This window comes from Mycobacterium sp. NPDC004974, from assembly GCF_053600815.1.
In genome coordinates this window covers 671,785-684,779 of the sequence record NZ_JBSGAQ010000001.1, presented here as the reverse complement: position 1 = coordinate 684,779, position 12,995 = coordinate 671,785, and the positions used below count along the sequence as shown (strand labels likewise).

At 66.8% G+C, this 12,995-nt stretch carries 13 protein-coding genes; 10 read left to right on the top strand and 3 right to left on the bottom strand.

Annotated elements, in window-relative coordinates; genetic code table 11:
• The first annotated feature begins 26 nt into the window (after positions 1-26).
• Together ACWEFV_RS03380 and ACWEFV_RS03375 are read left to right on the top strand one after the other, a co-directional pair.
• Positions 27-923, top strand: coding sequence for an oxidoreductase (locus ACWEFV_RS03380; protein WP_450069053.1), 897 nt, complete (start codon positions 27-29; stop codon positions 921-923).
• Between the two features lie 36 nt (positions 924-959).
• Positions 960-1,463, top strand: a complete 504-nt coding sequence (locus ACWEFV_RS03375; protein ID WP_450069052.1) for an SRPBCC family protein — start codon at positions 960-962, stop codon at positions 1,461-1,463.
• A gap of 4 nt (positions 1,464-1,467) precedes the next feature.
• Here ACWEFV_RS03375 and ACWEFV_RS03370 read toward each other — a convergent pair whose 3' ends face one another.
• The gene (locus tag ACWEFV_RS03370) at positions 1,468-2,943 is read right to left on the bottom strand and encodes a carboxylesterase/lipase family protein (RefSeq protein WP_450069051.1); all 1,476 of its coding nucleotides are present in this window, start codon (positions 2,941-2,943) and stop codon (positions 1,468-1,470) included.
• A gap of 74 nt (positions 2,944-3,017) precedes the next feature.
• Between ACWEFV_RS03370 and ypfJ the strand changes: the two genes are divergently transcribed.
• The 6 genes from ypfJ to ACWEFV_RS03340 are packed head-to-tail and all read left to right on the top strand — an operon-like array spanning position 3,018 to position 9,113.
• A complete protein-coding gene (ypfJ, locus tag ACWEFV_RS03365; protein WP_450069050.1) occupies positions 3,018-3,911 on the top strand; it encodes a KPN_02809 family neutral zinc metallopeptidase in 894 nt (297 codons plus the stop codon).
• Complete coding sequence (locus tag ACWEFV_RS03360) at positions 3,904-5,538, top strand: DUF885 domain-containing protein (protein ID WP_450069049.1); 1,635 nt, start codon at positions 3,904-3,906, stop codon at positions 5,536-5,538. The genes ypfJ and ACWEFV_RS03360 overlap by 8 nt, the downstream gene beginning before the upstream one ends.
• A gap of 21 nt (positions 5,539-5,559) precedes the next feature.
• On the top strand, positions 5,560-6,087 hold the full coding sequence (locus tag ACWEFV_RS03355) for a DinB family protein (RefSeq protein WP_135454039.1): 528 nt from the start codon (positions 5,560-5,562) through the stop codon (positions 6,085-6,087).
• A gap of 55 nt (positions 6,088-6,142) precedes the next feature.
• The gene (locus ACWEFV_RS03350; protein ID WP_135454037.1) at positions 6,143-6,730 is read left to right on the top strand and encodes a TetR/AcrR family transcriptional regulator; all 588 of its coding nucleotides are present in this window, start codon (positions 6,143-6,145) and stop codon (positions 6,728-6,730) included.
• A complete protein-coding gene (locus tag ACWEFV_RS03345; protein WP_450069048.1) occupies positions 6,730-8,289 on the top strand; it encodes a flavin-containing monooxygenase in 1,560 nt (519 codons plus the stop codon). The genes ACWEFV_RS03350 and ACWEFV_RS03345 overlap by 1 nt, the downstream gene beginning before the upstream one ends.
• Positions 8,286-9,113: a mycofactocin-coupled SDR family oxidoreductase gene (locus ACWEFV_RS03340; RefSeq protein WP_135454033.1), complete on the top strand. Its 828-nt coding sequence runs from the start codon at positions 8,286-8,288 to the stop codon at positions 9,111-9,113. The genes ACWEFV_RS03345 and ACWEFV_RS03340 overlap by 4 nt, the downstream gene beginning before the upstream one ends.
• A gap of 14 nt (positions 9,114-9,127) precedes the next feature.
• Here the strand turns inward: ACWEFV_RS03340 and ACWEFV_RS03335 are convergent, their stop codons facing one another.
• Both ACWEFV_RS03335 and ACWEFV_RS03330 read right to left on the bottom strand, forming a co-directional pair.
• Entirely contained in the window at positions 9,128-10,018 is an 891-nt protein-coding gene (locus ACWEFV_RS03335) for an acyl-CoA thioesterase (RefSeq protein WP_135454032.1), read from the bottom strand.
• A 14-nt stretch (positions 10,019-10,032) separates the two neighbouring features.
• Positions 10,033-10,869 (bottom strand): LLM class flavin-dependent oxidoreductase, encoded by an 837-nt coding sequence (locus tag ACWEFV_RS03330; protein ID WP_450069047.1) that lies wholly within the window; start codon positions 10,867-10,869, stop codon positions 10,033-10,035.
• Between the two features lie 112 nt (positions 10,870-10,981).
• Between ACWEFV_RS03330 and ACWEFV_RS03325 the strand changes: the two genes are divergently transcribed.
• Together ACWEFV_RS03325 and ACWEFV_RS03320 are read left to right on the top strand one after the other, a co-directional pair.
• Positions 10,982-11,620 carry a TetR/AcrR family transcriptional regulator gene (locus ACWEFV_RS03325; RefSeq protein WP_450069046.1) on the top strand — a complete coding sequence of 213 codons (639 nt, stop codon included), beginning with the start codon at positions 10,982-10,984 and terminating at the stop codon, positions 11,618-11,620.
• 112 nt (positions 11,621-11,732) lie between these two features.
• A complete protein-coding gene (locus ACWEFV_RS03320) occupies positions 11,733-12,962 on the top strand; it encodes an amidohydrolase family protein (RefSeq protein WP_135454026.1) in 1,230 nt (409 codons plus the stop codon).
• Positions 12,963-12,995 lie beyond the last annotated feature (33 nt).

Sequence of the window (12,995 nt, the reverse complement as noted above, 5' to 3'; positions counted from 1 at the left end):
TCGCCTGCGGCGGTAACTTGGCAGCAGTGAACTCCCCCATCGCCGTCATCGGCCCGGGCGCCATCGGATCCACCGTCGCCGCGCTGCTACACGCCGCCGGCCGGACCGTCCTGCTGTGTGGACGGACCGCACGCGACGGCGTCGAGGTCCGGCCCGACGACGGGGATCCCATCCAGGTGCCAGGCCCGGTGCACACCGATCCGTCCTCGGTCGACGGCCCGCTCGACGTGGTGTTTCTCGCTGTCAAGGACACCCAGAACGCACAGGCAGCGGCCTGGCTGGACCGGTTGTGCGACGAGAAAACCGTGGTGTGCGCGCTGCAGAACGGTGTCGAGCAGGTCGAGCGGGTATCCGAGGTCAGCCGGTACACGGACGAGGCCCACGTCGTGCCGGCAGCGGTGTGGATCTCATCGGAGATGCAGCCCGGCGGCTGGGTGCGGTTGCGCAGCGAGGCCCGGTTGGTGCTGCCGGACACCCCGGCGGCGGCGACCGTGGCCGACACGGTGCGCGGCACCGGGATCGTCGTCGAACGCGATCCAGATTTCCGCAGCGCGGCCTGGCGCAAGCTGCTGGTCAACGCCGTGGTCGGGTTCATGGTGCTGGCCGACCGGCGCGCGGGGATGTTCCGCCGTGACGACGTGGCCGTGCTGGCGCGGCGCTATCTGACCGAGTGCCTGGCCGTGGCCCGCGCCGATGGCGCCGGCCTGGGTGACGAGGTGGTCGACGAGATCGTCGGCATGCTGGCCGCGGCGCCGGAGGACCTGACCACCTCGATGCTGACCGACCACCAGGCCGGCCGACCTCTGGAGTGGGATATCCGCAACGGTGTCATCGCCCGCAAGGCGGCGGCGTACGGCCTGCCCACCCCGATCAGCGATGTCGTCGTCCCACTGCTGGCCGCAGCCGGCGACGGGCCGGGCTGACCCGCCACTAGACACTCTCCCCTAGGGTGTCTGGTCATGGCCCGGACCTATGAGTGTGAACGCGTCGAGTTGGACTTCATCGACCGTGCGCCGTTCCGCTTCGTCAGCACCGTCGACCTCGCCATCACGCCCGAGCAGCTGTTCGAGGTACTCAGCGACGCGACCTCCTGGCCACAGTGGGCCACCGTCATCACCAATGTGGAATGGACCAGCCCCGAACCCCGTGGTGTCGGCACCACCCGCACGGTCACGATGCGCGGGCACATCACCGGCGATGAGGAGTTCCTGGCGTGGGAACCCTTCTCCCACATGGCTTTCCGCTTCAACACCAGCACCTCGAACGCAATTTCGGCGTTTGCCGAGGACTACCGCGTCGTGGAGACGGCCGACGGCTGCCACCTGACCTGGGTGATGGCGATGAAGCCCAGCGGGCTCGCCGGGCGGCTCGGCATGACCATGGGTCAGCCGGTGATGGCATGGCTCTTCCAGCGGTTCCTGTACAACCTGCGCCGTTACAGCAACGAGCGGTACGGCAAGTAGGGCGTCAGCCGAGCCCTTCCCACGCCACGCGTCGCGCCACGTCGGGATCGGCGACGGTCTCGTCGCGCGTGGAACGGATCACCCGGGTCAGGCGCTGCTCGACGTCGTACTCCGGCCAATCGGCGACCTCGGCCCGGGCGAAATCCAGCCAGGTGCGTTGCATCCGCCGACCCACCGACGGCTGGACGCGCCGGCCCAGCGGATGCAGCTTGCGCCCCAGATACGACCCATAGCTGTGCTGGATGTGCACGATCTCGCTGCCGTGGGTGGCGCCAAGGCCCAATACCTTCAACGTCCAGGTGGTGTGGTCGAACCGGTACACGTGAGTCGGTGCGTGCCCACTGTAGGCATCGGCGAACGCCCAGGTCGGCGCCCCGAACATGACGTCGGAGCCGAACGCGATCAACGCCCGGCGGCGCGGGAGATCCGGATAGGCGGCCAATACCCGATCGCGATCGTGCGGGGTTCGGCGGCGCAGATAGTCCTCGACACCGGCCAACGTCGTCGGCAACATCGGCGGCTTACCCCAGGCGAACATCGATGCCTCGTGGCTGTTGGTGCCGATGATCAACGGCACCGCGGACACCGCGCCCGCACGTGCGGCTTCGGTCGGGTGCAGCGGCAGCAGGTCGACACCGTGGGTCAGCCCGTAGGCCAACGTCGGTGTCTGCTGCGCACTCTCGAGCTGTAGCTGACCGGCCGCGCGGCGCAACTGACGCTGCGGCAGCACCTTGAGCGCCTCGGCGCCCACCCCGAGCAGTTGCATGAAACGCCGCGACTGGCGGGCCCGGTCTTCGCGATCGGCGATCAGCGGCAGCGCCGGACTCTGGGCGATGGCCCGGGCAAACAGACCGTCGGCCGCCGGGCTGGCCAACAGCGCCAACACCGATGTGGCCCCGGCCGATTCACCGAACACCGTCACCTGTTCGGGATCGCCGCCGAATGCCGCGATGTTGTCGCGCACCCACTGCAGCGCGGCGATCTGGTCGCGCAGGCACAGATTGTCGTCGAATCCCTCGCCCAGGTCACCGAGCTCGAATCCGCCGAACACGCCGAGCCGATACGTGACATTGACGACGACCACGTTGCCGTTGGCTGCCAGCCGCGAGCCGTTGTACAGCTGCAACTGGCCGGCGCCGTAGACGAACGCCCCGCCGGGGATCCACACCATCACCGGCAGCGATCCACCCGTATCGGGCGACCACACCGTGACCGTCAGGCAAGCCTCGTCGCGGACCTTGGGGTCGTCGCGGCCTCCCCCGACGAACGAACGCCCTTGTGGCGGCAACGGGCCGTGCTCGACGGCGTCGCGCACCCCGGTCCAGGGCACCACGGGCCGCGGCGCCAGGAACCGCAGCGCGCCGATGGGCTGCTGGGCGTACTCGACACCCCGCCATACGCTGACCCCGCTTTCGCGGGTGCCGCGTAGCCGCCCCAGCGAGGTGTGGGCGATGGTCGCATGTTCCGCAACGACGGACACGTGTGAATCCTAATGTGGCAAGCTGAACGGGCTGTTGAGCACGCACCTACCGGCGAATGCGATGGAGTGACGCGATGACCTTCAACGAGGGTATGCAGATCGACACGAGCACCACCTCCAGTACCGGCGGTGGCCGTGGCCCCGGCCGTGGCATCGCGATCGGTGGAGGGATGGGCGGTCTGTTGATCGTGGTGCTCGCGTTGTTCCTCGGTGTGGACCCCGGCACCGTGATGCCTCAACAACAGCAGCAAATCGACACCAGCGGCGCCGGGGGCGAGGGATTCGATCTGAGCCAGTGCAAGACCGGCGCCGACGCCAACTCGAAGGTCGAATGCCGCGTGGTCGCCACCGGTAACTCCGTGGACGGCGTGTGGCAGCAACTGCTCAAGGGCTACACCCGCCCGCACGTGCGACTGTTCAAGGGTCAGGTCCAGACCGGCTGCGGTCCGGCCACCAGTGACGTCGGGCCGTTCTACTGCCCGGTGGACAAGACGGCCTACTTCGACACCGACTTCTTCCAGGTGCTCGTCGACCAGTTCGGTTCCAGCGGAGGCCCGCTCGCGCAGGAGTACGTGGTAGCCCACGAGTTCGGTCACCACGTGCAGGACCTCCTGGGGGTTCTCGGCCGGGCCCAGCGTGACCCTGAGGGCGCCACGGGCGCGGGCGTGCGCACCGAACTGCAGGCCGACTGTTACGCCGGCGTGTGGGCGCACTACGCGTCGATCACCCGGCAGGAGGGCACCGACGTGCCGTTCCTGGAACCGCTGAGCGACAAGGACATCACCGACGCGTTGTCGGCGGCCTCCTCGGTGGGCGACGACCGGATCCAGAAGCAGGCCACCGGCCGGATCAACCCCGAGGCCTGGACCCACGGTTCCTCCGAGCAACGCCAGAAGTGGTTCACCATCGGATACCAGACCGGTGATCCGAATAAGTGCGACACCTTCGCCGCGAACAACCTTGGCTAGGGCCACCACCCCCGTCGACGCGGTAGCCGAGCGCTACCTGGACACCTATGCGCGCCTCGACCCGTGCGCAGCAACAGAACTGGGTATCACCGGACACGACGACGACGTCACCGACTACTCCCCGCAGGGAGTGACGGCACGCGCCGAGGCGGCCCGTGCCACCTTGCGGGAGCTCGATGGGATCGAACCCGTCGACGACGTCGACGTGGTCACCGTGGCCGCACTGCGCGAGCGCCTCGGCGCGATCGTCGACGTGCACGATGCCGGCCTGGACCTGGGCGAGCTCAACGTCATCGCGTCGCCGCTGCAGACCATGCGTGACGTATTCGACCTGATGCCCACCGATACCGAGGATGATTGGGCGCTGATCGCCGCGAGGTTGGCGAAAGTACCCGAGCGGGCCGCAGGTTATGCGGACGCATTACGCGAAGCGTCCGGCACCGGCCACGCCCCCGCCCTGCGCCAGGTCACCCGCGGGGTCACCCAGTCCCGCCAGATCGCCCAGTTGTTCGCCGAGATGTGCACCGGCGCGGCGCCGACAACCCCGCGACTTCAGGCGGAGTTGCAGCAGCGCAGCGACGCCGCGGCCGACGCCTACCGGCAATTGGGCGATGCGCTGCGCGAGGAGATCGCCCCGCGGGCCCGTCAATCCGACGCCTGCGGGCGCGACGCCTACGGGCTCATGTCGCGGTTGTTCCTGGGTACCTCCGTCGATCTCGACGAAGCCTACGAGTGGGGTTTGGGGTTGCTCGATGCCGTTGTGGCCGAGCAGGAATCGATCGCCCAACAGCTCTATCCGGGTGCCACGGTCGCCGAGACGCTGCGCCGGCTCGACGAGGAGCCGCGATACGTCATCAGCGGTACGGACGCCCTGCAGGCCTGGATGCAGCAGCTCTCCGATCGCGCGGTGGAATCACTGGCCGGCACCCACTTCGACATCGAGGGGCCGCTTCGCACGCTTGAGTGCCGGATCGCGCCGACCCAGACCGGCGGCATCTACTACACCGGGCCGTCCGAGGACTGGTCGCGCCCCGGGCGCATGTGGTGGTCGGTACCGCCCGGGGTCGAGCGATTCCACACCTGGCAGGAAACGACCACGGTCTTCCACGAAGGCGTCCCCGGCCACCATCTGCAGATCGGCCGCGCGGTGGCCCTGGCCGATCGGCTCAACCGGTGGCGGCGGCTGGGTTGTTGGGTGTCGGGCCACGGTGAGGGCTGGGCCCTGTACGCCGAGCGGTTGATGGCCGAGCTCGGCTGGCTCGACGATGCCGGCGACCGGATGGGAATGCTTGACGCGCAACGATTCCGCGCGGCCCGGGTGGTCCTCGACATCGGTGTGCACTGCGGCCTGACCGCGCCCGACGGTGAGGTGTGGGACGCCGAGCGGGCATGGAACTTCCTGACCTCACATTCGGCCATGGCCGAGGAGAACCTGCGCTTCGAGCTGGATCGCTATCTGGGCTGGCCGGGGCAGGCACCGTCGTACGCCATCGGGCAGCGGATCTGGCACGAACTGCGCGACGAGACCCTGCGCCGGGGATCGTCGTTGCGGGAATTCCACAGCCGCGCACTCGATCTGGGTGGACTGCCACTCGATGTGCTCAGATCGGCGTTGTCGTCCGGCTGACCGGTAGCGGACACTGGGGTCATGGACCCCGCACTGGAACCCGACAACAAGGACTGGACCTGGGTACTGTCCCGCTGCTGCCCTGAGTGCGGGTTCGACCCGACGGTGGTGCACCGGAGCGAGGTGGCCGGCCGGATCCGCGACGATGCCGCACTGTGGGTGTCCCGCCTGCACCGCCCCGGGGTAGGTGTCCGGGCTCGTGCGGACCGCTGGTCGATTCTGGAATACGGCTGCCATATCCGTGACGTGCACCGGATCTTCGAGCACCGGGTGCAGTTGATGCTGACCGAGCACGATCCGCACTTCCCCAACTGGGATCAGGATGCCACCGCGATCGCCGACGACTACGGGTCGCAGGACCCGGGGACCGTCGCGACCGAGCTGTTCGAGGCGGCCGGGGTGGTCGCCGACACCTACGATCGCGTGCCGGCCGACGCCTGGTCGCGCCGCGGGTTGCGCAGCAATGGCAGCGAGTTCACCGTCGCGACGATCGCGATCTACCACCTGCACGACATCGTCCACCACGCGCACGACGTCGCGGAGATGTGAGTTCCACCGCGCTCAGCCATTGACCAGATTGAACACATCTCGTTAATGTGTTCAAATGTCCGAGCCCGAGCGAACCGTGTCACCCGCACTGCTCGTTGCCACCGCGGAGACCCTGAGGCATTTGGGCCCAAGGCAATTCAGCCTTACCGCAGTAGCTGAGGCTGCCGGCGTATCCCGCGGCACCGTGCACAACGCGCTCGGCAGCCGCGACAACGCCATCAAGGTCGCGCTCGATCACCTGACGACGGCATTCATCGAGACCGTCGCCGCCGCGCTGGAGCACGAGACCTGCCTGACCGGTCAGGTCGCCGCCGCGGCGGGGGTCATCTGCGCGCACCGGCAGCAATCCGACTCGGTCATCGCCAGCGGATTCAACGAGAGCATCGTGGTGTTGCTGCTGCGCAATACCGGCGACGACTTGATGCGGCGCTCGATCGAGCTGTGGAAGCCGCGGGTGCGCGCGGCCCAGGAGCGCGGCGAGGTCGGTGCCGACATCGCACCGGCCCGGGCCAGCGAGTGGATCGTGCGAATGCTGATGAGCTTCGAACTTCTCCCACCCATCGGCGTGAACCTCGACAGTCCACGTGCGGTGAAACGATTCGTGTCCGACCACATCGTCGTCGGCCTGACCGGAAGGCAGTAATGAGCACGCCCGATTACGAGGTGGCGATCATCGGCGCCGGCCCCGGTGGCATCGCCACAGCACACATGTTGCGCCAGAAGGGTATCCGCGACTTCGTCATCATCGAACGCGGCAACGACTTCGGCGGCACCTGGCGCGACAACCACTACCCCGGCCTGGCCGTCGACATCCCCACCCTGTGGTACCAGCTGTCGTTCGCCCCCAACCCGAACTGGAGCAGGTTCTTCGCGCCCGGCCCGGAAATCGGCCGTTATCTGCAGGACACCGCCGCCCATCTCGGACTCTACGAACACCTGCGCCCCAACTCCGAGGTGATCCGCCAGCAGTGGGACGACACACACGGCTTGTGGCGATTGGAGATCCGCGACGGAGCGCCGGTGACCGCACGGTTCCTGGTCAGTTCCGTCGGCGGATACGTCAACGCCAAGAACACTGTCGACATCGAGGGTGTCGAAGACTTCACCGGAACCATCCTGCGCCCCAACGCCTGGGACGACAGCTATGACACCAGCGGCAAGCGCATCGCCGTGATCGGGACCGGATCATCCGGCGTCCAGATCACCGGCGCCCTGTCCGCGGAGGCCGCCAATCTCGATGTCTACCAGCGCACTCCGGCCTGGGTGCTGCCGAAGGTCGACTTCGACATCTCGCCGCGGATGCGCCGGTTGTTCCGGCTGCCCGGAGTGGTCCCAGCCGTCAATGCGGCGGGCCGGCTCGCCATGGACATCTTCATGGTGGCACCCATCATCCACGTGTTCTCCCGGCTGCCGGACAAATGGTTGCGCCGCTTCATGCCGCTCTACGATGGCTGGTCCCGGCTGCTGTACAAGCTGCTGCTGCGCGCTGTCGTCGACGACCCGGCGACCCGGCGAGAGTTGGTGCCGCGCTACGGCATCTTGGCCAAGCGGCCGGTGATCTCAAGCGCATTCCTGCCCGCGCTGAACAATCCGAACACCAACCTGATCACCACACCGATCGAGCGGATCACCACAACCGGGATTCGCACCGCCGACGGCGTCGACCACCCGGCCGACCTGCTGGTGCTGGCCACCGGCTACGAACTCTGGATCGACCCGGAGACCTACCGCCCGGACACGATCCTGGGCGCATGCGGTTTCGACCTCGCCCAGTACTACCGGGCGCACGGCCTGCAGAGCTACGCGGGCACGGCCCACCCGCGCCTGCCCAACCGCTGGGAGATCGTCGGCCCGCTCGGTTTCGTCGGATTCGCCTGGCTGGACTATGTCGAGACGGTCGCCGCACACGCCGTGCGGATCATCGATGAGACCCGCCACCGCGGCGCTCAGGTCGCCGCCGTCAGCCAGGACGCGTTCAACCTGTGGAACGAGCGGATGCGTCGCGACGGCCGCGTCGCGTACCTGTACTACACCGCGGCATCGGGCCTGAACACCTATTTCGTCAACTCCCAGAACGAAACCCCGTACTACCGGCCGCAGACCATCACCGGATCCCGGCAGTTCGCCCGGCACTCCCCGCTGTCCGACTACGAGTTCACCAATGTCCGCGTCACCGCCCTACCCGAGGAGCAATCCGCATGAGCAACACCGATACCCCACTGGCCGGGCGCGTTGCCTACGTCACCGGTGCCGCCCGTGGGCAGGGCCGCTCGCATTGTGTGCGGCTGGCCCGCGCCGGCGCCGACATCGTCGCGCTGGACGCCTGCGCGCCGGTCGCCGAGCACAACGGGTATGCCGCCGCCACCCCGGAGGAGCTCGCCGAGACCGTGGCACTGGTCGAGGGTGAGGGACGCAAGATCCTGGCCCGCGAGGTCGATGTGCGCGACGCCGAGGGCCAACGCCGCCTGGTGGCCGATGCGGTCGAACAGTTCGGCCGGCTCGACATCGTCGTCGCCAATGCCGGTGTGCTCAACTGGGGCCGGTTGTGGGAGATTCCGGCACAGCAGTGGCAGGACATCATCGATGTGAATCTCACCGGGCTCTTCCACACCGTGCAGGCGGTGGTGCCTCCGATGATCGAAGCGGGCAACGGCGGTTCGATCATCGCGATCAGCTCGGCCGCGGGGATCAAGGCCGTTCCCGGCTGTGCGCACTACTGCGCCAGCAAGTTCGGTGTCGTCGGGCTCACCAATTCACTCGCTGTCGAGCTGGGCGAGTTCGGTATCCGGGTGAACTCGGTCCACCCCTACGGCACCGACACCCCGATGGGCAACGACCTGTCGATGTACAAAGTGCTGCAGGACCATCCGAACTACATCCACAGCTTCTCCCCCGGCGCGCTGCCGACGGATTCGCTCATCGCACCGGACAACATCTCCGACATCGTCGTGTGGCTGGCCAGTGATGCCTCGGCATTGGTCACCGCCGCCCAGATCCCGGCAGACAAGGGGTATCTCAAGATCTGAGCGGCGGCGCCGGTCTACAGCCGCGAGTGGGCCGAGATGGTGGTATCGGTGGTGCGCAGCGGCCGGATCAGCGCGTCCTGGCTGAACGACGCGATGAGCTCACCCTCTTCGGTGTGCACCGCGCCGCGCACGTACGACATGCCCGAGCCGACCTGGGTGCTCTCGTGGCTGTAGAGCAGCCAGCCGTCCCAGCGGACCGGCTCGTGGAAACTCACCGTGACAGTCATCGGCGCGGTCGAGACGGTGAGATGAGCCTGGGCGGTACCGATGCCCTCGTGGGCCCGCATGGTGGTCGAAATACCCAGGTGCCCAGTGAAGTACGCGATCAGCGCCTTGGCCAGATCGTCACGGGCCGGCACCGGGTCATAGTGCAGCCAGGCGTACAGCTCGGGGGGACCGACCTCGTCGGGGCTGTTCACGTCCACCACGTCGACGAGCCGAAGCTCGCGGCCGATCATCGGCATGTGCGAGACGTTCGAATCGGCCGGGCCCGCGACCTCGGGCCGCGGCAGGTGATGGCGGATCACGTCACCGGACGGCACATCGGTGAACACCGTGATGGTGATGCAGCGCTTGCCGTTCTGCGACGCGGCGACCACCGCGGTGGCCGTGGACCGGCCTTCGCTGATCACATCGATGTCGAGTTCCACCGGCGGTCCGACCATCACCGCGCGGGCGAACACCGCGTGCACCGAGCGAATCGACTTGTCCGGAAACCGTTTGGCCGCTGCGACGATGGCTGCACCCACGATCTGGGTTCCTTCCACCACCTGACGCTCGTCGACACCGGCGATGCCGGTCTGCACGGTGAAGCGGTTCTCCCCCGCCGGTTCGGCGTCGAACAGGTCGAGCAGCATCTGCAGCGTCCACTGCGCCGGCTCGGCCTCTTTTGGTTCGGCTGTCATCGTCCTTGTTCCTTTCATGCGTTGATGACTGTCTCGGCGAATTCCGAAATAGTTTGGGGTGCCGCGAAATCGGCGAACCACACGTAGAAGCGTTCGACCCCCTGGGCCGACAGCCCGGCGAAATGGGCGGTGAGTTCGGCAGCGTCACCGCACACCAGCCCGTCGCCGAGGTGCCCGAACAACCGGGTGCTGCGGTCGGTCACCGTCGAGCGGTCGGCGTCTCGACCCACGAAGCCGACCATCTGCTGTAGCGAGACCCGCGCCGAGCCCACCGTCGGCAGCAATGTGGGCAGTCGATCGAGCTGATGCGACGGAATATTCCACCAGTCGGCATGAGTCCGTACCAGTTCCATCATGCGCTTGCCGGTTCCGCCCAGTACCAATGGAATTCGACGGGCCGGCCGCGGCGTCTGCGCTCGTTCGTCGTCGCCGTCCCAGTACTGGTGCAGCAGCCGCAGATTCTCACCGAGCCTGCGTACCCGCGCCGCGGCGTCACCGGTCTCGAAACCGAACCGCTCGAACTCCTGCGGCCACGAACCTGAGCCCAGGCCGAGCTCGAACCGGCCGCCGCTGGCTGCCGACAACGTGACGGCCTGTTTGGCCAGCACTGCCGGATGCCGGAAGGCGTCGCACAGCACCAGGTGGCCGATCTGGAGCCGCTCGGTGCGGGCCGCCACCCACGTGGCGACAGTCATTGCCTCCCAGATGTTCTGGTGCGTCGCGCCCGGGGCTTCCAGATGGTCGATGAACGCGATGCCGTCGAATCCACTCGCCTCGGCCACCCGCGCACGCTCCACGACGTCATCGACGTCCAGCCGTACCTGGGGCAGGAACAGGAACCACTCACTCACATCGCTGCTCCGCCCGCAGTCGATCCAACACAGTGATCACAAGCCGCCTATTGCTTCTACAGAACCGGTAACGTCATTCTCGCAAGTGCAGCATGACGGAGGTGATGGCGCAATGGTCAGGCCGGCCGAACGACCGTCCGACGGCGCACGCGCCGAGGCGCAGGCGGACCGGGCCCGCCGCTTCATGAAATCGGCGCTGGCCATCCTGGGCGAGACGGGACGCACCGACTTCACCGTGCTGGAGGTCGTGGAACGCTCCAAGACCTCATTGAGGTCGTTCTACCAGCACTTTTCCACCAAAGACGAGCTGCTGCTGGCCCTCATTGACAAGATCATGGCCGAGTCCACACAGCGCTGGCGCGCCGACACCGACGGACTGCCCGGACCCGAAGCACTGCGGTCGCTCATCGAGCGCATCACCACCCCTGCGTCGTCGAGCACCCAGGACAGCATCAACCGCGGCCTGACCTTCTACAACGACCATCTCGCCGAGTCGTTGCCCCGTGAGTACGCCCGGGTGCTGGCGCCGTTGCACGAGCTCATCGGCGACATCCTGCGACGCGGAATGGACTCGGGAGCCTTCCGTTCCGATATTGACGTCCAGAGCACCGCGGCCCTGATCATGCAGTCCGTGCTGGGTGCGATGCGCCTGCGTTCACTCGGCGTGGAACTCAACGGAACGCCGATCGACGGCGAGCACATCTACGAGTTCTGCGTGCGCGGCCTACTGGCACCCGAATCTGTCAACTGACCAGCGCTTTTACGCGATTTTGAGCGATCGCCCGAATGGGCTCGTCGCCGCTGGTCATCACGTGGTAACGTCATTACCAGTTTCGAAAACAAGACTCTTCCAGGAGGCGAACATGCCGTCACGCGAGCTTCCCTATCCGGTGTTCGACGCCGACAACCACTTCTATGAGCCCAAGGAAGCGCTCACCAAATTCCTGCCCGAGCACCGCAAGGGCGTCATCGACTACATCGATGTGCACGGCCGCACGAAGATCGTGGTGCGCAACCACATCAGTGACTACATCCCGAACCCCACGTTCGAGGTCGTCGCCCGGCCCGGCGCCCAGGAGGAGTACTTCCGTCACGGCAGCGGCGGCAAGAGTTACCGCGAGGTGATGGGCAAGCCCATGAAGGCGATCCCCGCCTTCCGCAATCCCGAAGCGCGCCTTGAGGTTCTGGACAGCCTCGGCCTGGACTACACGATCATGTTCCCGACGTTGGCCAGCCTGGTCGAGGAGCGCCTGAAGGACGATCCGGACCTGATCCTCGACATCATTCACGCGCTCAACGAGTGGATGTACGAGACCTGGCAGTTCAACTACGAGGGCCGGATCTTCTCGACACCGGTCATCAACCTCGGCGTCGTCGACCGTGCGCTGGAGGAACTCGAGTGGTGTCTGGAACGCGGCGCCAAGACCGTGTTGGTCAGGCCCGCGCCGGTGCCCGGCTACCGCGGCAGCCGTTCGCTGGGTCTGCCCGAATTCGATCCGTTCTGGGACGCCTGCGTCAAAGCCGGCATCCCGGTGTGCATGCACGCCTCCGACAGCGGTTATTCCCAGTACCTCAACGATTGGGAACCGGCCGAGGAGTTCACGCCCTTCAAGCCGACCTCGTTCCGGATGGTCGCGATGGGCAAGCGGCCGATCGAGGACACCATGGCCGCACTGGTCTGTCACGGTGCCCTGACCCGCAATCCGGATCTGCGCATCCTGTCGGTGGAGAACGGCGCCTCCTGGGTGCCGTACCTGTTCTACCAATTCAAGGACGTCTACTCGAAGATGCCGCAGGAGTTCCCCGAGGACCCGGTCGAGGCCTTCAAGCGTGCCATCTACGTCGCCCCGTTCTGGGAGGACGATTTCAAGAAGATGGCCGACCTGTGCGGTATCGACCGCATCATCTTCGGATCCGACTGGCCACACCCCGAGGGGCTGGCCGATCCGATCAACCTGGTCGACGACCTGCAGGCACATGGCCTCGACGAAGAGGGTGTCCGAAAGGTCATGGGCGGCAACCTGGTCGACCTGTTCAAGGTCGAGAACAAGAAGGTGTACCGGCCCGATGTCCCGGCGCTCGTCCTGAACTGATCCAGTCCTCCTCACACCCAAGAAGCTGGGCCG